Here is a 22,199-nt window from a genome sequence, read left to right as displayed (position 1 = left end):
TGAAGGACTCCAAGACCATCATCGCCATCAACAAGGACGAGGACGCCCCCATCTTCCAGGTCGCCGACATCGGACTGGTCGGCGACCTCTTCAAGATCGTGCCCGAACTCACCGAGAAACTGTAACGGCTTGCCTTGGGCAAGCTAAAGGGCGGCCATCTTCGGATGGTCGCCCTTTTCGTTTGAACCCCAGAAACGAGTAAGCCCCGTCGCTTATTCAGCGGCGGGGCTCCCTGGACGATCCGTTCCACATGGGTTCGGGTCGTCAAAATGCTCTTTCTTATCGATCAAGCCAGACAACAACGTCCGTGCTATCCAATCGGTTCCACGGTCACCTAAATTTTTTTGGTGGCGGCGAAACGCAGGACGACGAACCCCGCCGCCGCTGACAGCAGCGACCCCGCCAGCACGCCGATCTTGACCTCGTCTATCAGCGCGGCGTCACCCGGAAACGCCAGCCCGCCGATGAACAGGCTCATCGTGAAGCCGATCCCGGCGAGCAGCGCCACGCCATAGAGCTGCGCCCAGCTCGCCCCGGCCGGCCGGGCCGCAAAGCCGGTGCGGTCGGCGATCCAGATGCTGCCGAAAATGCCGATCTGCTTGCCGAGGAACAGCCCCGCCGCGATCCCCAGCGGCAGTGGCGCCAGCAGCACCGCCGGCGACACGCCCGCCAGATTCACGCCGGCATTGGCGAAGCCGAACAGTGGCACGATGACGAACGCCACCGGCCCCGCCAGCGCATGCTCCAGCCGGTGAAGCGGCGATACGGCCTCGTCGCGCGCGATCGGGATCGTCATCGCCGCCGCGACCCCCGCGATCGTCGCGTGGACGCCAGACAGCAGCACGCAGACCCACAATGCCGCCGCCAGCATCAGGAATGGCCACAACCGCCGCACGCCGATCCTGCCGAGCAGCAGCATCGCGCCCAGCACCACCCCCGCCAATGCCAGCCAGCCGACACTGAGGCCCGCCGTATAGGCGACCGCGATGATCGCCACCGCGCCCATATCGTCGACGATCGCCACCGTGGCCAGGAACAGCTTCAACGACGCCGGCGCGCGCGACCCCAGCAGCGCGAGCACGCCGATCGCGAAGGCGATGTCGGTTGCCGCCGGGATCGCCCAGCCCGCCGCCAGCTTTCCGCCGCCAGTTATGAGAAGATAGACGAGCGCCGGGGCCGCCATCCCCGCGGCCGCCGCAACGATCGGCAGCCGCCGCGCGCCCCAGCTCGACAATTCGCCATCGACGAACTCGCGCTTGATCTCGAGTCCCACCAGCAGGAAGAACACCGCCATCAGCGCGTCGTTGATCCAGTGCTGGACGCTCAGCGGCCCGGCCTTGGCATGCAGCAGCGCGAAATAATCGCCGGCCAGCGGCGAATTGGCCGCCAGGATCGCCAGCCCAGCCGCGACGATCAGCACGACCCCGCCCGCCGCCTCGCTCGTCAGGAACGCGCGCAACGCGGAGGGACGGTTTGCGGTCATCACGCTTCCCTATGGCGTTCGCGCCCGCGCTCCAATAGATGGCGCCACCAAATGGCACGGATCGAGACCCCCAAGCGCGTGCGCGGCACGCAGGATATTTTCGGTGAAGAGCAGCGCCGCTTCGCCCGCGTGGTCGAGGCGTTCGAGAAGGTGCGGCGGCTCTATTGCTTCCAGCAGGTTCAAGTTCCTGTCTTCGAGGCGACCAACGTCTTCGCCCGATCGATGGGTGAGACTTCGGACGTGGTGTCGAAAGAGATGTACACCTTTCCCGACCGCGGCGATGAGCTGCTGACGCTGCGCCCCGAATTCACCGCCGGCATCTGCCGCGCGTATATCACCGAGGGCTGGCAGCAATATGCGCCGCTCAAGCTCACCACCCATGGCCCGGTGTTCCGCTACGAGCGCCCGCAAAAAGGCCGCTACCGCCAGTTCCACCAGATCGACGCCGAGATCATCGGCGCGGCGGAACCGCAGGCCGATGTCGAGCTGCTGACGCTGGCCGACCAGCTGCTGCACGAACTGGGCATATCGGACGGCATCACGCTCCAGCTCAACACGCTGGGCGACGCCGAGACGCGCGACGCGTGGCGCACGGCCTTGGTCGCGCATTTCGAGAAGCATCGCGGCGAGCTGTCCGAGGACAGTCTCACCCGGCTCGACAAGAACCCGATGCGGATTCTGGACTCGAAGGACCCGCGCGACCGCCCGATCGCGGATTCGGCGCCGGACATCGACGCCTATCTGTCGAGCGAGGCTGGTGCGTTTTTCGAGGCGGTGACGTCCGGGCTGGACGCGGCGGGGGTGGCATGGACCCGCAATGCCCGGCTGGTGCGCGGACTCGATTACTATCGCCACACCGCGTTCGAGTTCGTCACCGACCGGTTGGGCGCGCAGGGCACGGTGCTGGCGGGCGGGCGCTATGACGGGCTGATCGGCAATCTCGGCGGGCCCGAGACGCCTGGCGTGGGCTGGGCCGCGGGGATCGAGCGGCTGGGGATGATGATCGGGGAGCCGAAGCCGGAGGACGATCTCATCATTGTCGTCTCTGAAAACCGAGACCTCGATCAGTCGGCCATGAAGTTCGCTGCTGCGCTCAGACGGGCTGATTTCCGCGTCGAGCTTTACGCGACGGGCAATCCGAAAAAGCGCTATGACAAGGTTCGAAAAGCCAATCCGGCCTATATCGTGAACCTTGATCGTCGCAACGGGACCAACGGCGTCGGGCATCAGATCATCCGTGCCGGCTTACTTGATGCCTCAAAGGTACGCGCGATTCTGGACCCCCTTGAGCACGAATTGCCGGAAGCATGACCACCATCTCCCCCGAACGTATCGCGCAGATCGAGGCGCGGCGGGACGAGTTGCAGGCGATGATGGCGACCGGCGACCTGCCCTCCGACCGTTTCGTCGCGGTCTCCAAGGAATATGCCGAGCTCGAGCCCGTCGCGGCGGCGGCAGGCGAGGTGCGGCGGCTGCGCGCCGAGGCGATGAGCCTGACCGAAATGAGCCGCGACGGCGACCCCGAATTGCGCGCGATGGCGAGCGAGGAGCTGCACGAGAACGCCGCCGCGCTCGAACGCGCCGACCTCGCGCTCGCGCTCGCGCTGCTCCCGCGCGACGCCGCCGACGAGCGGGCGGCGATGCTCGAGATCCGCGCCGGGACCGGTGGCGACGAGGCCGGGCTGTTCGCGGGCGACCTGCTGCGCATGTACACCCGCTATGCCGAGCGCCAGGGGTGGAAGGTCGAGCTGATCTCCGCCTCCACCTCCGAAGCCGGCGGCTACAAGGAGGTCGTCGCCAGCGTCGCGGGCAAGGGCGTGTTCGCCAAGCTCAAATTCGAGAGCGGCGTCCACCGCGTCCAGCGCGTGCCGGTGACCGAGAGCGGCGGCCGCATCCACACCTCCGCCGCGACCGTCGCGGTGCTGCCCGAGGCGGAAGAAGTGGATGTCGAGATCCGCAACGAGGACCTGCGCATCGACATCTATCGCGCATCGGGCGCAGGCGGGCAGCACGTCAACACCACCGACAGCGCGGTGCGGCTGACGCATATCCCCACCGGCCTGGTCGTGATCCAGCAGGACCAGCGCAGCCAGCACAAGAATCGCGACAAGGCGATGCAGGTGCTGCGCACGCGGCTCTACGAACTCGAGCGCGAGCGGCTGGCGAGCGAGCGTTCGGGCGCGCGCAAGTCGATGGTCGGATCGGGCGACCGCTCCGAACGCATCCGCACCTACAATTTCCCGCAAGGCCGCGTCACCGACCACCGCATCAACCTGACACTGCACCGCCTGCCGGAAATCCTCGAAGGTGAGATGGACGAGCTGCTCGGCGCGCTGATCGCGCAGGATGAAGCAGAGCGGCTGGCGTCGCTGGATTCGTGACCCTCGCATTCCCTTGTCACCCCGGCCTCGTGCCGGGGTCCACAGGGCCGCATGCGAGACGAACAAGGCTCGACGACCGTATTTCGCCGCGCGGCGGACCCCGGCACAAGGCCGGGGTGACGAGTTTGATCTGATGGCGGCATCCTCCAACATTCGCAGCGCCATCACCGAGGCGGCCGCCCGCATCGATTCCGCCACCCCGCGCCTCGATGCCGAACTGCTGATGGCGCATGCGCTGGGCGTGCCGCGTGAGGCGATGCTGCTCAAGCATCTCGGCAACCCCGCGCCCGACGCCTTCGCCGCGCTGGTCGATCGCCGCCTCGCGCACGAGCCGGTCGCGTACATCACCGGCAGCCGCGGCTTCTGGAGCATCGACCTGCAAGTCGGCCCCGGAGTGCTGGTACCGCGCGCCGACAGCGAGGCGCTGATCGAGGCCGCCGTCGCGCATTGCCCCGATCGCACGGCACGCTTGCGCATCCTCGATCTCGGCACCGGGCCGGGCACGTTGTTGCTTGCCGCGCTGGCGGAGTGGCCGGGCGCGCAGGGCCTCGGTATCGACGCATCCGACACCGCGCTCGATTATGCCCGCCGCAATGCCGACGCGCTCGGCCTGGCGGACCGCGCAGCCTTTCAACGCGGCGACTGGCTCGACGGCATCGAAGGCGCCTTCGACCTGATCCTGTGCAACCCGCCCTATATCGGCACCGGCGAGGCGCTCGGCGCGGAAGTGCGCGATCACGAGCCGAACGAAGCGCTGTTCGCTGGCGCCGATGGCCTCGACGATTACCGCCGCATCATCCCCGCGCTGCCCGCGCGGCTCGCGCCCAGCGGAATCGCCATCCTCGAGATTGGCTGGACTCAGGCCGACGCCGTATCGGCGCTGGTCCGCGCGGCCGGCCTCATGCCCGCCGTCCGTCACGACCTCGGCGGCCGCCCGCGCGTCGTTACCGCAAGTTGAACTATCGCCGCGCGATACCAATATAGTGCTTGGAGAATATTGCCGCGCGGGCTAAGGATGAGCCCGGGGAAGGCAGTTTCAACCTAAATCGTTGAGAACGAACGCCTACCCACTTCAGGCATGAGCGCTGCTGATTGTCCGGCAGCCATGCGGGGAGCCGCTCCGGACCCACGGGACCGGCGCGGTGTGCGGTGTAACACGCATCCGGGATCGCTGTTTGACCGATGGCGGATTGAGTAAGGACAGGACACACAGACGTTGATGAACAATCGTCAGGCGAACAACGGCCGCCGTCGCGGCCGCGGTGGCCAGCGCCAGCAAGGTGGCGGCAACCCCAACCAGGGCAACCGCATCGACAGCCGCGCGCGGGGCAATGCAGCCCAGTTGCTCGAAAAGTACAAGAATCTGGCGCGCGACGCGCAGATGCAGGGCGACCGCGTCAACACCGAATATTATTTGCAGTTCGCCGATCACTATTTCCGCGTCCTTGCCGAGAGCCGCTCGCGCTTCGAGGAGCAGAATCCGGGCCAGCAGCAGCCGGGCCGCCGCCCCAGCACCGATATCGATCTCTATGACGACGAGTTCGACAATGACGGCGCCGAGGGCCAGCGCGGCAGCGAAGGCGAAGCTGGCGACGAGGAGCCACGTGGCGGATCGGACGGCTATGACCGCTCCGAGCAGCGCGACAACCGCCGCAACCGCGATGACCGCCCCCGCGACGACCGTCCCCGTGATGACCGCCCCCGGGAAGATCGCCAGCGCGACGACCGTCAGCGCGACGACCGCCCGCGCGAAGGCCAGCGCCAGCGTTACGAGCGCAACGAACGCCGCCCGGCCGGCAACTTCCGCGAAGGCGAGGTCGCCGAAACCCCCGCACCGACTCCCGCCAACGAGGACGAAGCGCCGCGCAGCGAACAGCCGCGCCGCCGCGGCCGTCCGCGCCGTGAGGAAGCCGATGCGGGTGACGCCGCCGGCATCGCCGCGATCCTGCCGCCGGCGCTCGGCGTCGAGGGTGAAGTGGTGGCCGAAGCCAAGCCGCGCCGCCGCCGCGTGAAGAAGGACGAGGGCGAGCCCGAAGCGGCGGAGTGATCCGCCCGCCTCAGGGCTAAGAAATCGAGGCCGGTCCGTCACTTACGGGCCGGCCTTTTTCGTTTCGATGGCGCTTTGTCCGTTGACTTGGGCCGGCGGCACCCGCGATGCTGCGCGCAATCACCGGTTTGGGGGAATGCGATGCGGCGTCTGACCTTGGCTCTGGCAGCGGCAGGGGCCGCGCTCCCCGGAACGGGCTTTGCCCAGACAGCGCAGGGCGACGTCGCCGTCACCATCTACAACAACAATATGGCGCTGGTGCAGGACAAGCGCGAACTGCGCCTGCCCGCCGGCAAGTCGAAACAGGATTTCCCCGACGTCTCGGCGCAAATCCGGCCCGAGACGGTGACGCTCGCCACCACCGGCGCGACCATCGTCGAGCAGAATTTCGACTTCGACCTGCTCACGCCCGAATCGCTGATGGAAAAGGCGGTTGGCCAGAACGTCACGATCGTGCGCGGCGGCCAGAGCCTGCCCGCGAAAGTGCTCGCCTATAACGAAGGCGCGGTGGTCGAGATCAACGGCCGCATCGAGATCCTGCAAAAGGAAGACCGCGTGGTCTTCCCGGCGCTTCCGCCGAGCCTGCGCGCACGACCGACGCTGTCGGTGACGCTCGACGCCGACAGCGCGGGCGCCCGCCCGGCGACGCTCAGCTACCTCACTTATGGCATGGGCTGGCGCTCCGACTATGTCGTGCTGTTCGATGAAAAGGCCGGCAAGATCGACGTGCAAGGCTGGCTGACGCTCACCAACAACAGCGGCACCACCTATACCAATGCCAACACGCTGCTGGTCGCGGGCGGCGGCGGGCAAGGCGGGCGCGGCGCCGGATCGGTGATGCAGCCCGGCACCGAGACCGCCGGCCGCGAGCGGATCGGCGACTTCTATGTCTATCCGATCCCCGGCCGCGTCACGATCGCGCAGCGCCAGCAGAAGCAGGTGAGCTTCCTCGACGTCGCCGGCGCGCCCGCGGCCAAGGCCTATGCCTATCGTAACAGCTGGCTCGGCCGGCAGGACCAGCCGCGCAGCGTCGATACGGTGCTCCGCTTCTCCTCCTCGAAGGATGGCGGACTCGGCGACGCGCTGCCCGCCGGCACCGTGCGCATCTATATGCGCGACGCGCGCGGCGCACCGCAGTTCATCGGCGAAAACGGCATCGGCCACACCCCGATGGGCTCGCGCATCGCGATCAAGACCGGCGAGGCGTTCGACGTGAAGGTCAAGACCGTGGTGCAAACGCGCGAGAAGGTGAACGACCGCAAATGGCGCACGACGATGGTCTATACGCTGACCAATGCGCGGCCCGACGCCGTGGTGGTCGAACTATCGCAGGGCGGACTCGACAGCTGGTGGAAGGACACCAGGATCCTCGAGGAAAGCCAGGCCAGCGAGCGCGTCAACGCCGACGAGGCGCTGTGGAAGGTCAGCGTCCCCGCCAATGGCGAGGCCACGCTCACCGCCACCTTCGAAACCCGGTACTGAGGGCCGCGCTGGTGCGGGGCATCCGCACGATCCTGTTGAGCGCCGTCGCGTGGAGCGGAATCGCGCATGCGCAGGAGGTGCAGACCTCGTCCGCGCCGGATGCGGTCGCGGTGACGATCTACCGTGCGCCCTATCGCAGCGCCTCGGAGAAGATCGATCTGGGTTATCTCGGCGGCTATGCGCTGATTACCGAGACGCGCACGATCCGCATTCCCCAGGGCCGCGCCGTGATCCGCTTCGAGGGCGTCGCGTCGGGTATCCTGCCCGAAAGCGCGATCGTCACCGGCCTGCCGCAGGGTGTGCGCGAGAAGAATCTCGATGGCGAGCTGCTCTCGGCCGCGTCGCTCTACAATCGCGGCTATGCCCGTCCGGTGACGCTGCGCCGCATGCGCGGCGGCAAGACGGTCGAGGAGCGTGCGGTGATCCGCTCCGGCCCGGCCGGCGCGGCGATCGTCGAGACCGAGCGCGGCTTCGAAGTGCTCAATTGCGGCCCGACCAGGGACGCGATCGCCTATGACGGGGTGCCCGCCGGCCTGTCGGCCAAGCCGACGCTGTCGGTCGAGACCGACTCCACGCAGGCCGGTACCGCGACGGTCACCCTGTCCTACCTCGCCTGGGGGTTCGACTGGCAGGCCAATTATGTCGCGACCCTTCACGAAGGCAGCAAGGCGGCCGACCTGTTCGCCTGGGTCACGCTGGCGAGCACCGACATGACCAGCTTCGAGAACGCGCAGACGATGGTGATGGCGGGCAAGGTCAACCGCACCACCGGCCGCACTGCCAATCCATATGAGTCCGCCGATCGCTTCGAATTCAAATGCTATCTGCCCGACGAGGCGCTGGCCGAGGACGCGTTCGCACCGCCACCGCCCCCGCCCCCGCCCGCCCCGATGGCGCCGCCGCCACCGGCGATGGAACGCGCGGAAGTGGTCGTCACCGGCTCGCGCATCCGTCCGGTGGTTCAGGAGGATCTCGGCGATCTCAAGGCCTATCGCGTGCCCGAACCGACCACCGTCGCCGCCAAGTCGCAAAAGCAGGTCGCGCTGCTCGCAAAGGACGCGGTGCCGGTGAGCATCATCTATGGCTCGACCATCTCCTTCTACGGCGCTTCGCAACCGCAGGTTCGCCTTCGCGCGATGAACAAGACGAGCGAGGGTCTGGGTCTGCCGCTTCCTGCCGGCCCCGTCGCGCTGTTCGAACGGCAGGGGAGCCGCGAGCTGCTGATCGGCGAATCCTCGACCGAAGACAAGGCCGTGGGCGAGGAGGTCGAACTCAAATTCTACGTCGCCTCGAACGTGACGCTGGAACAGCTCAGGCTGCCCGGCGAACCCGGCAAGCAGCCGTTCGAACTGACGCTGCGCAACGCCAACCCGTTCCCGGTGCGCTTCGAAGGCGAATTCGACATCGATGAGGAGGCGGTGAAGGATCCGTCGGTCCGCTTCGCCAGGAAGAACGGCCGCAATCTGTGGGCGACCACCGTCCCGGCCAACGGCACCGCAAAGCTGAGCTACACGGTGATCGTCCAGCGCTGACTTGTGCAACGCCTCCCGGCCCGCTCTAAGGGCAGCCGGAGAGCCTAGTGAACGATAGCCATAGCAGTGACATTCTGATCATCGGTTCGGGCGCCGCCGGGCTGACCGCCGCGCTCAACCTCGCCGACCGGTTCAGGGTCACGGTGCTCGCCAAGGGCGCGCTCAACGAAGGCTCGACCGCCTGGGCGCAGGGCGGCATCGCCGCGGTGCTAGAGCCTGGCGACACGTTCGAGGCACACATCAACGACACGATGATCGCCGGCGCCGGGCTCAACGATCGCGCCACGGTCGAGTTCGTCGTCGAGAACGCCCCCGCCGCGATCGACCGGCTGGCGCAGCTCGGCGTGCCGTTCAACGCCGACACCGATGGCGAGGGCTGGCATCTGACGCGCGAGGGCGGGCACAGCGCGCGCCGCATCGTCCATGTCGACGACGCCACCGGCTGGGCGGTGCAGGAAGCGCTGATCAAGGCCGCGCGCGCCAACCCCAACATCACCCTCGTCCCCGACATGGTCGCGATCGACCTCGCCACCAGCCGTCACGAGCAGCGCTATTCGGGCGCGGGGCATGTGTGGGGCGTCTATGCCGTCAACCGCACCAACGACCGCGTCGAGCTGTTCACCGCGCGCGCGACGATCCTCGCCACCGGCGGCGCGGGCCGCACTTATCTCTTCTCGACCGCGCCCAAGGGCGCGACCGGCGACGGCATCGCGATGGCGTGGCGCGCGGGCTGCCGCATCTCGAACATGGAGATGATGCAGTTCCACCCGACCTGCCTCTACAATCTCGACGTCAAGAACTTCCTGATCACCGAAGCGGTGCGCGGCGAGGGCGGGCGGCTGATCAACCCGCAGACCGGCAAGCGCTTCATGGCCGATTATGACGAGCGGCTCGAACTCGCGCCGCGCGACGTGGTGGCGCGCGCGATCGATGCCGAGATCAAGCGCGACGGGCTCGATTACGTCCATCTCGACATCAGCCACATGCCGCCCGACTTCGTGCGCGGCCACTTCCCCAACATCCACGAAAAGCTGCTCGGCCTCGGCATCGACATGACGAAGCAGCCGATCCCGGTGGTCCCGGCGCAGCACTACACCTGCGGCGGGATCGTCATCGACCTCGACGGCCGCACCGACCTGCCCGGACTCTACGCCGCGGGCGAGTGCACCGAAAGCGGGCTGCACGGCGCCAACCGTCTCGCCAGCAACTCGCTGCTCGAATGCTTCGTGTTCGGCGAAGCGGCGGCGCGGCACATCGCGGCGAGCTGGGAGAGCCTCCCTCCGCCGCCCGCGATCCGGCCCTGGGACGAGAGCCGCGTCACCGATTCCGACGAGGAAGTGGTGATCAAGCAGAACTGGACCGAGATTCGCCGCTTCATGTGGAATTATGTCGGCATCGTGCGCACGACCAAGCGGCTCGAACGCGCCGCGCACCGCATCAAGCTGCTCAACGAGGAAGTCGCCGATTATTATGGCCATTTCCGCGTCACGCCCGACCTAATCGAGCTGCGCAACCTGCTCCAGGCGGCCGAGCTGATCGTGCGCTCGGCGCTGCACCGGCACGAAAGCCGCGGGCTGCATTACACGCTCGATTACCCCGAGCTAGCGCCGCAAGCGGTCGATACGGTGCTGGTTCCATAAGATTTTGCCGGTTTGTTCACGCTTTATCGCCATATTCAGGGCGTTCGTCGCAGAAGCCGGTGACGGCGCTTGAGCCGACCCGCCCCGACGCGACATGATCGAATTGGGCAAGGGCAAGTTGTTAGCGTGTAACGAATGCAGGCGTTTTCGGTTCTACAGCGAGCGCTCACGCTCGGCGGGCTCGCCCCCGCATTGCTGATCGGCGCCGGCGTCCATCGCGACGACCTGCCGCCGGGCCTTGCCGCGCCGACCTACCGCACCGCCGTCCCGCCCGCGCCCAGGCCGCTCCCGGTCTTCCCGGCGCCCGCCATCCTGTCTTCGACCGTCACCACGCTCGCGCGCGATTTCGGTGGCGTGGTCGGCATTTCGGTGCGCAGCCTCGATTGGGGCTGGCAGATCGATGCCAATGGCAATCGCCGCATGCCGCAGCAGAGCGTGTCGAAGCTGTGGGTGGCGATGACCGTACTCGATGCGCGCGACCGCGGGCGGCTGACGCTCGACGATCCGGTGACGCTGACGCGCGAGAACCTCACCGTCTTCCACCAGCCGATCGCCGCGCTCGTCGCGCGCGACGGCGTCTATCAGACCACGGTGCGCGAACTGTTGCTGCGCGCGATGCAGCAGAGCGACAACACCGCCAACGACCGGCTGCTCAACCTCGTCGGCGGGCCGGAAGCGGTACGCAGCTTCATCCGCGAGCGCGGCCTCGGCGAAATCCGCTTCGGCCCGGGCGAGCGGCTGTTGCAGGCCGGCACCGCGGGCCTCACCTGGCAGTCGCGCTATTCGATGGCCGGTGAGTTCCAGCGCGCCCGCTCGGCTTTACCGCCGACGGTGCGGCGCGCGGCGTTCGACGCCTATGTCGCCGATCCGGTCGATGGCGCGGCGCCGGCGGCGATCGCACTGGCGCTGGCGCGGCTCAAGGCGGGCGAACTGCTCTCGCCGGCCTCGACCAGTTTCCTCACCAACGTCATGTCGGGCACGCGCACCGGCAAGGCGCGGCTGCGCGCGGCGGTGCCGATCGGCTGGTCGCTCGCGCACAAGACCGGCACCGGGCAGGATCTGGCGGGGCGCACCGCCGGCTTCAACGATATCGGCATCCTCACCGCGCCCGACGGCAAGGCCTATTCGGTCGCGGTGATGATCGGCGACACCTCGCGCCCGCCGCGCGAACGCCAGCTGCTGATGCAGGCGGTGGTGTCGGCGGTGGTCGCCAACCATCGTTGAGTGGCACGGCTGACGCGTTAGCGCTCGCACCCGCTGAATGGCGCTGCTAAGCCTGCGCCATGCCGCATCTCTACCTCGTCGATGGCTCCAGCTTCATCTTCCGCGCCTATCATGTGCTGCCCAAGCTCACCAACAAGCATGGCGAGCCGGCGGGCGCGGTCTATGGCTATGTGTCGATGCTGTGGAAGCTCGCCGACGAACTGCACAAGGCGGACGGCCCGACGCATCTCGCGGTGATCCTCGACAAGAGCGAGCACACCTTCCGCAACGAGATGTACGATCAGTACAAGGCGCACCGCCCGCCCGCGCCCGAAGATCTCGTCCCGCAATTTCCGATGATCCGCGACGCGACGCGCGCCTTCTCGCTGCCGTGCATCGAGGAACTGGGGTGGGAGGCGGACGACCTGATCGCCAGCTATGCCAAGGCCGCGTTGGCGCAGGGTTGGGGCGTGACCATCGTCAGCTCCGACAAGGACCTGATGCAACTCCTCACCGAGCCGGGCATCGACATGCTCGACACGATGAAGGACCGGCGGATGGGGCCGGAAGCGGTATTCGAGAAGTTCGGCGTCGGCCCCGACAAGCTCGGCGAAGTGCTCGCGCTGATGGGCGACAGCGTCGATAATGTCCCGGGCGTGCCGGGCGTCGGCCCCAAGACCGCCGCCAAGCTGGTGCTGGAATATGGCGATGTCGAAGCCGTGCTCGCCGCCGCGCCGTCGATGAAGCCGGGCAAGCTGCGCGACAATCTGATCGAACATGCCGAGATGGCGCGATTGAGCCGCAAGCTGGTCGAGCTCGCCTGCGACGTGCCGCTGCCCGACCCGCTCGATTCGATGGAATTGAACGGCATTCCCGACGCGCCGCTGCGCGCGTTCCTCGAACATCACGGCTTCAAGACCCTGCTCGCGCGGCTCGGCAATGCCGGCACCTCCGTCGCCGACGCGCCGGTCGAGACGCCCGACGTGCCGGGGCTGGAGGAAGACCCGCCGTGCAACCACGACGCCTATGAGACGGTGGTGGACGAGGCGGCACTCGACCGCTGGATCGCCGATGCGCGGCATCAGGGCTGGGTCGCATTCGACACCGAGACCACCGGCGTCGATGCCACCCGCGCCGAACTGGTCGGGGTCAGCCTGGCGCTTCACCCCAACCACGCCTGCTATATCCCGGTCGCGCATGGCGGCACCGACATGTTCGCCGAAAAGCCGGTTCAGCTCGACCGCGACACCGTGATCGGCAAGCTCAAGCCGCTGCTGGAAGATCCTTCGGTGCTCAAGATCGGGCACAATCTCAAATATGACGCGATCGTGCTGTCGCGGCTCGGCGTCACCGTCGCGCCCTATGACGACACGATCGTGATGAGCTTCGACCTCGATGCCGGGCTGCACGGCCATGGCATGGACGAGCTCGCTGCCACCCACCTGTCGCACTCGTGCATCGCCTACAAGGACGTCACCGGATCGGGCAAGAAGCAGATCGGGTTCGCCGAAGTCGATCTCAAGGCCGCGACCCGCTACGCCGCCGAGGATGCCGACGTCACGCTCAGACTGTGGCGCCGCTTCAGGCCGCGGCTCGCCTATGAAGGTGCGACGCGCGTCTATGAGATGGTCGATCGCCCGCTGGTGCGCGTGATCGCCGAGATGGAACTGGCCGGAATCAAGGTCGATGCCGGTGTGCTGGCGAAGCTGTCGGCCGATTTCACGACCCAGATCGCCGCGCTCGAAACCGAGATCCACGCCATCGCCGGGTTCAAATTCACCATCGGCAGCCCCAAGCAATTGGGCGACGTGCTGTTCGACAAGATGGGCATCAAAGGCGGGCGCAAGGGCAAGTCGGGCGTCTATTCGACCGACGTCAACGAGCTCGAGCGCATCGCCGCCGACAAGGATTCGCCCGGGCGCGAGATGGTCGTGAAGGTGCTCGACTGGCGCCAGCTCTCGAAGCTCAAATCGACCTATACCGATGCGCTTCAGGCACAGATCAACCCGGCCACCGGCCGCGTCCATACCAGCTACAGCCTGACCGGCGCGCAGACCGGGCGCCTCTCCTCGACCGACCCCAATCTCCAGAACATTCCGATCCGTACCGAAACTGGGCGCCAGATCCGCGACGCCTTCGTTGCCGAGCCCGGCAACGTCATCCTCTCGGCCGACTATTCGCAGATCGAGCTTCGCCTCGCCGCGCACATCGCCGACGTGCCCGCGCTGCGCGAGGCGTTCGAGCAGGGTGAGGACATTCACAACCGCACGGCGATGGAGCTGTTCGGCGAGGTCAACCGCGACACGCGCGGGCGCGCCAAGACGATCAACTTCGCGATCCTCTACGGCATCAGCCGATGGGGTCTGGCGGGCCGGCTCGACGTCACGCCGGACGAGGCGCAGGCGATGATCGACCGCTATTTCCAGAGCTTCCCCGGGATTAGCCGCTACATCGCCGACACGCTGACCGAGGCCAAGGCACGCGGCTACACCACCACCTTGTTCGGGCGGAAGACGCATTTCTCGCGGATCAACGCACCCAACCAGAACGAACGCGCCGGCAGCGAGCGCGCCGCGATCAACGCCCCGATCCAGGGCACCAGCGCCGACATCATCAAGCGCGCCATGGCGCGGATGGGCCTGGCGCTCGCCGCCGCGGGCCTGCATGACGTCAGGATGCTGCTGCAGGTGCATGACGAACTCGTCTTCGAGCTGCCCGAAGGCGATGTCGAAGCGGCCAGGCCCGTGATCGAACGCGTCATGGCCACCGCCGCCGAACCCGCGATCAAGCTCACTGTGCCGCTCGGCGTCGAGATCGGCACAGGCAAGAGCTGGGGCGCGGCGCATTGACCCAGCCGGCACAGGGGTCCGAAGAGATCACCGCACTCGCCAAGGGCGGGCGGACCAACATCCTCGGCTTCATCCTGCGCCTCGCCGCGCGACTGCCCTTCCTGTTCATCGCCGGGCGGCTCTACGGCCCGGAGACGGTCGGGCGCTTCGCGCTCGCCGTCGTGGTGGTCGAACTTGCCGCGTTGCTCGCGACGCTCGGCCTCAAGCGCGGCCTTGCCCAGGCGCTGGCCTCGACCGAGCGCCCGCACGCGCATGTCGTGTGGGACGGCATGGTCGTCGCCTTCGTCGTGTCGGTCGTGGCCAGCGCTTTGTTGTTCGCCTTCCCGCAGATCATGTTCCCCAACAGCCCGGTGATGGGGATGGAGCGGCTGCTCGCGCTGGTGGTGTTCGCCGTCGCCTGGTCCGACATCAGCCTCGCCGCGCTCGCCTATCGCGGCAACGTCAAGGCCGCGGTGACCGCGCGCGCGATCGTCGAGCCGTGGACGATCAGCATCGCCGCCTTCGGCTTCTATTACGTCTCGTCGCGCGACGGGCTGATCTACGCCTATGTCCTCTCGATGCTGGCGGCGCTCGGCGCCAGCCTGCTGCCGTTCATCCGCAGCTACGGTCTGCCGCGCGGCTGGTCGCCCCATGTCACTCCATTGCTCCAGCTGGCCGGCCGCAACGTGCCGCTGGCTGGCGCGGACGCGATCGAATGGGGCACGCGCAACATCGACCGCTTCATCCTCGGCCTGCTGTTCCCGCCGGCGATCGTCGGCATCTATTACATGGCGCAGCAAGTGTCCTCGATCCCGGGCAAGCTCAAGACCAGCTTCGACCCGGTGCTCGGCCCCGGCATCGCGCGCAACCTCGCCGCCGGCAACAGCAGCGCGATCGCCGGACAGGTCAAGCAGGTCGCCTTCTGGATCATCACCTTGCAGGCCGCGCTACTGCTGATGTGCGGCATCCCCGCCGAAGGCGTAATGGGCGTGATCGGCCCCCAATTCGTCGCCGGCGCCGGCGCGCTGTGCTTCCTGCTCGCCGCCGAAGTGCTCGCCTCGCCCGGCGCGATGGCGGAGGCGGGGCTGGTCTATATGGCGCGGCACCGCAATCTGATGGTGTCGATCCTGCTGCTGAGCTTCCAGGCGGCGCTATCCTTCGCGCTGGTCTTCGCGATGCGCAGCTGGGGGTGGAGCATCCACTATCAGGCGGCGGGTCCGGCGGTCGCGCTCGCGCTGACCGTGGGCCTCGGCTCGGCGATCAAGTGCACGATGCTCACCCGGCTGGTCGGCACGCGCGTGTTCGCACTGCGTCCAGGCTTCTTCGCCGCGATCGCGCTGGCGGGCGTGGTCGGCTGGGCATTCACCCGGCTGCCGCCCAGCCTCGAATGGGTCGAGCTGTCGGTCGGCATCCCGGCGATCTTCGCGGCCTATTTCTTCGTGATCGGCAAATGGGCGCTCAATGACGAGGACCGCAAGCTGTTCAAGCGGCTGCCGAAGCGGGAAGCAGCGACGCCGGCTTAGTGCCGGAAGTGGCGCACCCCGGTGAACACCATCGCCAGCCCCGCTTCGTCCGCTGCCGCGATCACCTCGTCGTCGCGGATCGAGCCGCCCGGCTGGATCACCGCCGTCGCACCCGCGCCCGCCGCAGCCATCAATCCGTCGGCGAACGGGAAGAAGGCGTCCGACGCCACTGCGCTGCCGATCGTGCGCGGCTGATCCCAGCCAGCCTTGTCCGCCGCGTCCTTCGCCTTCCATGCCGCAATGCGCGCGGATTCGAGCCGGTTCATCTGCCCCGCGCCGACGCCTGCCGTGCTGCCGCCCTTGGCATAGACGATCGCGTTCGACTTGACGTGCTTGGCGACGGTCCAGGCGAACAGGCAGTCCTGCAATTCCTGCTCGGTCGGCGCGCGCTTTGTGACGACTTTCAGATCATCCGCGGTGATCCGACCGTCGTCGCGCGACTGGATCAGAAAACCGCCCGCGATCGACTTCATCGCGCGCCCGCGCCGCGCCGGATCGGGTAACTCGCCGGTCAGCAGCAGGCGGAGGTTCTTCTTGCGCGCGAACACCGCGCGCGCACCCTCGTCGGCATCGGGCGCGCACACCACTTCGGTGAAGATGCCCGAAATCGCTTCCGCCGTAGCCTCGTCGAGCGGACGGTTGACCGCGATGATCCCGCCGAACGCCGATACCGTGTCGCACGCGAAAGCGGCCTGATAGGCCTCGATCAGCGTTTCGCCGGTCGCGACGCCGCACGGATTGGCGTGCTTGACGATCACCACCGTCGGCGGCCCGTCACGGAACTCGCTGACCAGCTCCAGCGCCGCATCGGCGTCATTGTAATTATTGTAGCTGAGTTCCTTGCCCTGCACCTGCCGCGCCTGCGCGATGCCGTTCACGCCGCCGCCGGCCTGGGTATAGAGCGCGGCGATCTGGTGCGGGTTCTCGCCATAGCGCAGCTCGCCCTGTTTGAGCATCGGCACCGCCACGGTCGCAGGGAAACGCTCGCCCTGATCGACATGCGCGAACCAGCCGGCGATCGCCGAATCATATTGCGCGGTCAGCGCATAGGCCTTGGCGGCGAAACGGCGGCGGTCGTCCAGCGTGGTCTCGCCCTGCGCCACCACCGCATAGTCGGCGGGATCGGTGACGATCGCGACATAGGCGTGGTTCTTCGCGGCCGAGCGCACCATCGACGGGCCACCGATGTCGATATTCTCGATCACCTCGTCGCGGCCGGCGCCCTTCGCGACGGTCTGCTGGAACGGGTAGAGATTGACGACGACGAGATCGATCATCCCGATGGCGTGCTCGCTCGCCGACCCCATATGGCCAGCGTCGTCGCGCACCGCGAGCAGGCCGCCATGCACCACCGGGTGCAGCGTCTTGACGCGCCCATCCATCATTTCGGGAAAGCCGGTGAGGTCGGAAATGTCGCGCACGTCCAGCCCGGCATCGCGCAGCGCCTTGGCGGTGCCTCCGGTCGACACCAGCTCGACGCCCTTGGCGGCGAGCGCAGTCCCGAGTTCGATGATACCGGTCTTGTCGGAGACCGAGAGAAGGGCGCGCTTGATCTGGATGGAGCTCATGGCCGCGCGCTTTAGGCGGTCAGCCCAATCGATCAACCCCTAACGCGCGCGATGGAACAGCCATGACACGCTATGCCCGCCGGCGGGCGCGTTGCCGGTGAGCACAAGCTGTTGAGTCTCGCGCGGAATCCCGCGACCATCGATCCACACGCTTTCCTCGATCGCAAGCGTGCCGCCGCGCGCACGGAACTGCCACGCCGAGCCCGACTTCGTCCGCAACAGCGCGCCCGAGCCGTCAGCGGTCGGTGATACGTCGACGCCGGGATGCAGGTGAAAGCGGATCGCGAAGCCTATTGCCGTCGCCTTGCTCTTGCGGCCTGAAGGCAACAGGCTGTCCTCGCCACGCACGTCGCGCCCATCCGCGCCCAGCGCGATCGCGCGGCGGTGGATGACGCCGTGTCGCCGGACATAACCGTCATGGCTCGCTTCGATCCGGCTCGCCGCCTCGGTCTCCTGCCGGCTCAGCTCCATCTCGACCACGCCGCGCCCGAGCGTGCCGTCGGGATGGATCGCGGTCGAATTGCTGTCGCGTACCACCAAGGTCGAATGCGCCGCGGTGGTGCGCAACCCCTCGGCCAGCGCCGCCGGCAGCCGCAGGTCCGCGCCGCGCGCACCGCCGCAGCTCACCACGATCCGGTCCGCCCCGTCGGAAAATTCGAACGCGAGCGTCGAGGCGCAGCCGCCCTCCATCACCCGCGCGATCGGCGGCGGCGCGGCATCCATGATCAGGACCGTCTTCTGCTGCGCCAGCCGCTGATAGCCCCAGGCCCGTGCCTGCCGCAGCGGTCGCACGCGTGCGCCAGTCGCCGCGATCATCGCGTCGATCGTCTCGCCATCGACCGGTACGCCGCCCTGCCAGCTGGCCAGCCCCCGGTCGCCATGCGTCACCCCGAGCAGCGCGGTGACCATCTTCGTCAGCGTCGCGCTGACCAGCTCGGGCGCCTCGAGCCGCCGCGCGGCATAGGTCGAACGCAGCAAAGTCAGCAGCATGACCGCGTCGAGCAATGCCTGCGGCGAGCGTCCGTTGATTCCGCCATCGTCGCTTACCGATCCGCGCAGCGCTCGCGCCAGCCCCGCCTCGCCGAATGCGCGGCGCGGGTCGCCGCCCGGGATCATCAGCCCCGCAGTCAGCACGCCGCACCACGCCGCGATGCGCGGCACGCCCAGCGGCACCCGCTCGGCCGAACGGTCGAGATGCCGCGCGCCGCGCGCCAGCGTGTTGAGCACCTTCGAGCGATAGACGAGGTCGGTGCTCGACAGGATCAGCGGCGCATGCGCGGTCCAAAACAGGATGCGCCGCCCCCACAGATCGGCGCGCCACGCCGGATCGGTGACCTTGTCGGCGTGCGCGGCCAGCCATTTGCGCATCAGCGTCTCGGCCACCGGCACCGCTTCCACCCGCGTCGCCACGCTCGACAGGTCGCGCAGCCAGGCGAAGCTGTGAAGATAGTCGCCGAACGGCTTGGACCAGTTGGGCCTGGCGAGATCGAGGCCTTCGACCACATGGTTCTCGCCACGAAAGCTCAGCTTGCCGTCGAGCAAAGCCCGCCCGCGCGCGACATCGCCGAAGAAGGGATCATCGACCACCGCGATCAGCTTGAGCGGATGCCGGCCGCGCAGGCGAAAGCTGTGGATCGGCGTGCGCCAGGCCAGCCGGTGCAGGCGCTCGCTGACCCGATCGGCAAGCGACAGCCCCCGGTCGCCCCCGATACGGATCAGCCGCTTGCCTTGCTCGATCCCGTCGGTAGCGGGATCGCCGCGCTCGTCGCTCACCGGATGCTTGCGATCTCTGGCCGCAACGCCCGGATATTGTCGGCGTAATGCGCCGGCCCGCCCTTGAACGCGGCGGTGCCCGCGACCAGCGCGTCGGCGCCCGCCGCGATCACGCGCGCGCAATTATTGGCATCGACCCCGCCATCGACCTCGAGGTCGATCTGCCGCCCGCTGGTGTCGATCTTGGCACGCAGCGTGGCGATCTTGGCAATTTGGCTCTCGATGAACTTCTGCCCGCCGAACCCCGGATTGACGCTCATCACCAGGATCAGATCGGTGAGGTCGAGCACATGATCGACCACATCGACCGGTGTTGCCGGATTGAGCACCACGCCGGCACGCTTGCCCAGCGCCTTGATCGTCTGCAGCGTGCGGTGGAGATGGGGCCCGCTCTCGGGATGCACCGACAGGCAGTCCGCGCCAGCCTCCGCAAAGGCTTCGAGCATCGGATCGACCGGCGCGATCATCAGATGGACGTCGAACGGCTTGGCACTGTGCGGGCGCAGCGCCTTAACCACTGCCGGACCGATCGTGAGATTGGGCACGAAATGCCCGTCCATCACGTCGATATGGATCCAGTCGGCACCCGCTTCGTCGATCGCGCGTACCTCCTCGCCCAATTTGGCGAAGTCGGCGGAGAGGATGGACGGCGCGATGCGGACTGCTGACATGAAGACCCCTTAAGCCGCCCGCGAATCACCCGCAACACGCATCAGCCGCACCATGAAAAAGCCGTCGAGCCCACCTTGTTCCGCCAGCATGCCGGGCAGCGTGCGCAGCCAGCCGCGCTCATGCGCGTACAGCCCGGCGGGCAGCTCGTCCGCGCTCACGCGATCGATCGCAAAGTCCGCATGCGCGCTCAGGAAACGCTCGATCTGCGCCTCGCCTTCCTCGGGCTCGAGCGAGCAGGTCGCATAGACCAGCAGCCCACCGGGCCGCACCCACTTCGCCGCGCGCGGGAGGAGTGCCGCCTGCATCTCGGCCATCTCGGCGATCACGCGCGGGCGCACGCGGTGGAGCACATCAGGGTGGCGGCGGAAAATGCCGGTCGCGCTGCACGGCGCGTCGAGCAGCACGGCATCGGCCGCGAACCCCGGTTCCCACTTCATCAGATCAGCGGTGACGACGCTCGCCGTCAGTCCGATGCGGTCGAGATTCTCCGAAAGTCGCGCCAGACGACTATCCGAGATGTCGACCGCGGTGACGTCCCAGCCAGCCGCGGCGAGCTGCAACGTCTTGCCGCCGGGCGCGGCGCACAGGTCGAGCGCGCGGCCGGTGCCTTTGCCGATCAGCCGCGCGGGCAGCGACGCGGCGAGGTCCTGCACCCACCATTGCCCTTCGGCATAGCCGGGCAGTTGCTGGACCGGCACATCGGTCCGGACTCGAACATGGCCCGGCAACAGGCTCTCACCTTCGACCGGCGATTCGCCCCGCACGGTCAGGTCGAGCGGCGGTTGGTCGGTGATCGCGACAGCCGCCGCGTCGGCCACCGCCTCGCCCCAATTCGCCATCAGCCGCATATAGGCGGCGTCGGGGAGGCTGGCATGTTCGGGCAGGGTCGCGTTCTGGCGCATCAGCGTACCGAACACGCCGTGCACGAGCTTGCGCGGCCCGCCCTCGACCAGCGGCAGGGCGGTCGAGATCGCGGCATGCGGCGGCGTGCCGAACTGCAACGCCTGGACCAGCGCAATGCGCAGCACGAAGCGCGCCTTGGCGTCGTCCGCCAGCCGGTTGCGCGTCGCGCTGTCGATCAGCGCGTCGAGATCGGCGAGCCGGCGCAGCACCTCGGCCGCGATGGCATGGGCGAGCCCACGGTCGGGCGGCGCCAGTCCGCTCGTCGCATTGTCGAGCGCCTGCTCGATCGCGAGGCCACGCCGCAGAACCGCGTCGAGCAGCCGCAACGCGGCGCGGCGCGCAGGCACGCCGGGCGGATCGGCAGCCAGATGCGATGGGCGTGTCTTCGAACCGTTCACTTGACCCGCTCCTTTGCCGCCCCGATGTGGGGCCTGACTGCCGCTGTAACCAGGACAAGCTCATGGGCAAGCGCCCCGATCATGTGAAGCCGCCGGCCTATCTCTCGAAGAGTCCGCCTTTGCCCAAGCCCGAACCGGGCACGAAGGCGGAAACCGACCCGCTCGGCAACGATCCCACGCGCTATGGCGACTGGGAGCGCAAGGGGATCGCGGTCGACTTCTAGAGCGCGTCGCGGATCTTCAACACCGTGTTCCAGTTGCGCGCCGTGTTGACCGGATCGAGCTTCGGCCGCGCCTTGCTCATCGCCGGATAGAGGTTCGACCGCCCCTGCCCGTCGGGAAAGTCGATGAACAGCTCGCGCCCGGTTGCCTTCACCCGCTCCGGCCCGTCGTAGCTTTCCAGCAGCTCGCCGAGCGGCGCCGGGTCGATCGCGTCGCGATGGAAGATCACCACCAGCTGGCTCGGGCGTTCCTTTGCCACCTCCGGAAACGGATTTGCGGCGACGATCGCGTCCATCTCGTTGGGACCTCGCACGAAAATCTCGGACTTGAGTCCGGTCGCCTTCGCCAGCGCGTCATGGATCGCGGCTTCCAGCGCCGCCGCGTTCGTGCCCGGCGCGGTGAACACGACATTGCCCGAGGCGAACAGGGTCTTGACGTCAGTGAAGCCCAGCCCCTCGACCACCCCCTTCAATTCCGCCGATTTCAGCTGGCGCTTGCCGAGATTGATCCCGCGCAGCAGCGCCGCCCATCTCGATCCGCTCAT

17 protein-coding genes and 1 pseudogene are annotated in these 22,199 nt (G+C 67.7%); 12 read left to right on the top strand and 6 right to left on the bottom strand.

Translation table 11 applies throughout. The features are described from left to right. A pseudogene (locus M9978_RS14715) lies at positions 1–125 on the top strand (electron transfer flavoprotein subunit alpha/FixB family protein); the annotation flags it as partial. Positions 126–334: 209 nt separating this feature from the next. On the opposite strand, the gene nhaA reads toward M9978_RS14715, so the two are convergent. Further along, positions 335–1,483: a Na+/H+ antiporter NhaA gene (nhaA, locus tag M9978_RS14710; RefSeq protein WP_254294466.1), complete on the bottom strand. Its 1,149-nt coding sequence runs from the start codon at positions 1,481–1,483 to the stop codon at positions 335–337. A gap of 51 nt (positions 1,484–1,534) precedes the next feature. On the opposite strand from nhaA, the gene hisS reads away from it, so the two are divergent. The 10 genes from hisS to M9978_RS14660 all read left to right on the top strand — a co-directional run bounded on the left by hisS (position 1,535) and on the right by M9978_RS14660 (position 16,119). Continuing rightward, entirely contained in the window at positions 1,535–2,794 is a 1,260-nt protein-coding gene (gene hisS, locus M9978_RS14705; protein WP_254294465.1) for a histidine--tRNA ligase, read from the top strand. After that, complete coding sequence (gene prfA, locus M9978_RS14700) at positions 2,791–3,864, top strand: peptide chain release factor 1 (RefSeq protein ID WP_254294464.1); 1,074 nt, start codon at positions 2,791–2,793, stop codon at positions 3,862–3,864. The genes hisS and prfA overlap by 4 nt, the downstream gene beginning before the upstream one ends. A gap of 133 nt (positions 3,865–3,997) precedes the next feature. After that, positions 3,998–4,822 (top strand): peptide chain release factor N(5)-glutamine methyltransferase, encoded by an 825-nt coding sequence (gene prmC / locus M9978_RS14695; RefSeq protein WP_254294463.1) that lies wholly within the window; start codon positions 3,998–4,000, stop codon positions 4,820–4,822. Positions 4,823–5,083: 261 nt separating this feature from the next. Beyond that, the gene (locus M9978_RS14690; RefSeq protein WP_367305107.1) at positions 5,084–5,911 is read left to right on the top strand and encodes a DUF4167 domain-containing protein; all 828 of its coding nucleotides are present in this window, start codon (positions 5,084–5,086) and stop codon (positions 5,909–5,911) included. A 141-nt stretch (positions 5,912–6,052) separates the two neighbouring features. Then, positions 6,053–7,393 (top strand): DUF4139 domain-containing protein, encoded by a 1,341-nt coding sequence (locus tag M9978_RS14685; RefSeq protein WP_254294461.1) that lies wholly within the window; start codon positions 6,053–6,055, stop codon positions 7,391–7,393. 11 nt (positions 7,394–7,404) lie between these two features. Next, positions 7,405–8,925 carry a DUF4139 domain-containing protein gene (locus tag M9978_RS14680; protein WP_254294459.1) on the top strand — a complete coding sequence of 507 codons (1,521 nt, stop codon included), beginning with the start codon at positions 7,405–7,407 and terminating at the stop codon, positions 8,923–8,925. A 47-nt stretch (positions 8,926–8,972) separates the two neighbouring features. Beyond that, positions 8,973–10,565 (top strand): L-aspartate oxidase, encoded by a 1,593-nt coding sequence (nadB, locus tag M9978_RS14675; protein WP_254294456.1) that lies wholly within the window; start codon positions 8,973–8,975, stop codon positions 10,563–10,565. A 135-nt stretch (positions 10,566–10,700) separates the two neighbouring features. Further along, positions 10,701–11,789, top strand: a complete 1,089-nt coding sequence (locus M9978_RS14670) for a serine hydrolase (protein ID WP_254294454.1) — start codon at positions 10,701–10,703, stop codon at positions 11,787–11,789. A 59-nt stretch (positions 11,790–11,848) separates the two neighbouring features. Next, on the top strand, positions 11,849–14,617 hold the full coding sequence (gene polA, locus M9978_RS14665) for a DNA polymerase I (RefSeq protein ID WP_254294452.1): 2,769 nt from the start codon (positions 11,849–11,851) through the stop codon (positions 14,615–14,617). Further along, positions 14,614–16,119: a lipopolysaccharide biosynthesis protein gene (locus M9978_RS14660; RefSeq protein ID WP_254294450.1), complete on the top strand. Its 1,506-nt coding sequence runs from the start codon at positions 14,614–14,616 to the stop codon at positions 16,117–16,119. Before polA ends, M9978_RS14660 begins: the two co-directional genes overlap by 4 nt. Here the strand turns inward: M9978_RS14660 and purH are convergent. The 4 genes from purH to M9978_RS14640 are packed head-to-tail and all read right to left on the bottom strand — an operon-like array spanning position 16,116 to position 21,433. Further along, positions 16,116–17,687 carry a bifunctional phosphoribosylaminoimidazolecarboxamide formyltransferase/IMP cyclohydrolase gene (gene purH / locus M9978_RS14655; protein WP_254294448.1) on the bottom strand — a complete coding sequence of 524 codons (1,572 nt, stop codon included), beginning with the start codon at positions 17,685–17,687 and terminating at the stop codon, positions 16,116–16,118. The genes M9978_RS14660 and purH overlap by 4 nt on opposite strands. Positions 17,688–17,726: 39 nt before the next feature. After that, positions 17,727–19,460 (bottom strand): heparinase II/III family protein, encoded by a 1,734-nt coding sequence (locus M9978_RS14650; RefSeq protein WP_254294445.1) that lies wholly within the window; start codon positions 19,458–19,460, stop codon positions 17,727–17,729. Further along, positions 19,457–20,131 carry a ribulose-phosphate 3-epimerase gene (rpe, locus tag M9978_RS14645; RefSeq protein ID WP_254294443.1) on the bottom strand — a complete coding sequence of 225 codons (675 nt, stop codon included), beginning with the start codon at positions 20,129–20,131 and terminating at the stop codon, positions 19,457–19,459. Before rpe ends, M9978_RS14650 begins: the two co-directional genes overlap by 4 nt. Before the next feature lie 9 nt (positions 20,132–20,140). Beyond that, complete coding sequence (locus M9978_RS14640) at positions 20,141–21,433, bottom strand: RsmB/NOP family class I SAM-dependent RNA methyltransferase (RefSeq protein WP_254294441.1); 1,293 nt, start codon at positions 21,431–21,433, stop codon at positions 20,141–20,143. Between the two features lie 62 nt (positions 21,434–21,495). Between M9978_RS14640 and M9978_RS14635 the strand changes: the two genes are divergently transcribed. Then, the gene (locus tag M9978_RS14635; RefSeq protein ID WP_254294439.1) at positions 21,496–21,657 is read left to right on the top strand and encodes a DUF1674 domain-containing protein; all 162 of its coding nucleotides are present in this window, start codon (positions 21,496–21,498) and stop codon (positions 21,655–21,657) included. On the opposite strand, the gene M9978_RS14630 is transcribed toward M9978_RS14635, so the two are convergent. Continuing rightward, entirely contained in the window at positions 21,654–22,199 is a 546-nt protein-coding gene (locus tag M9978_RS14630) for a DUF1697 domain-containing protein (protein WP_254294436.1), read from the bottom strand. The two genes, M9978_RS14635 and M9978_RS14630, sit on opposite strands and share 4 nt — an antisense overlap.

The organism is Sphingomonas tagetis (assembly GCF_024211275.1).
Classification (GTDB): domain Bacteria; phylum Pseudomonadota; class Alphaproteobacteria; order Sphingomonadales; family Sphingomonadaceae; genus Sphingomonas; species Sphingomonas tagetis.
This window is presented reverse-complemented; position numbering and strand designations above follow the sequence as displayed.

Bases quoted from the DNA above. Each gene is read 5' to 3' on its own strand.
- nhaA (WP_254294466.1), bottom strand. From the start codon at position 1,483: ATGACCGCAAACCGTCCCTCCGCGTTGCGCGCGTTCCTGACGAGCGAG.
- hisS (WP_254294465.1), top strand. From the start codon at position 1,535: ATGGCACGGATCGAGACCCCCAAGCGCGTGCGCGGCACGCAGGATATT.
- prfA (WP_254294464.1), top strand. From the start codon at position 2,791: ATGACCACCATCTCCCCCGAACGTATCGCGCAGATCGAGGCGCGGCGG.
- prmC (WP_254294463.1), top strand. From the start codon at position 3,998: ATGGCGGCATCCTCCAACATTCGCAGCGCCATCACCGAGGCGGCCGCC.
- M9978_RS14690 (WP_367305107.1), top strand. From the start codon at position 5,084: ATGAACAATCGTCAGGCGAACAACGGCCGCCGTCGCGGCCGCGGTGGC.
- M9978_RS14685 (WP_254294461.1), top strand. From the start codon at position 6,053: ATGCGGCGTCTGACCTTGGCTCTGGCAGCGGCAGGGGCCGCGCTCCCC.
- M9978_RS14670 (WP_254294454.1), top strand. From the start codon at position 10,701: ATGCAGGCGTTTTCGGTTCTACAGCGAGCGCTCACGCTCGGCGGGCTC.
- polA (WP_254294452.1), top strand. From the start codon at position 11,849: ATGCCGCATCTCTACCTCGTCGATGGCTCCAGCTTCATCTTCCGCGCC.
- purH (WP_254294448.1), bottom strand. From the start codon at position 17,687: ATGAGCTCCATCCAGATCAAGCGCGCCCTTCTCTCGGTCTCCGACAAG.
- rpe (WP_254294443.1), bottom strand. From the start codon at position 20,131: ATGTCAGCAGTCCGCATCGCGCCGTCCATCCTCTCCGCCGACTTCGCC.
- M9978_RS14635 (WP_254294439.1), top strand. From the start codon at position 21,496: ATGGGCAAGCGCCCCGATCATGTGAAGCCGCCGGCCTATCTCTCGAAG.
- M9978_RS14630 (WP_254294436.1), bottom strand. From the start codon at position 22,199: ATGAGCGGATCGAGATGGGCGGCGCTGCTGCGCGGGATCAATCTCGGC.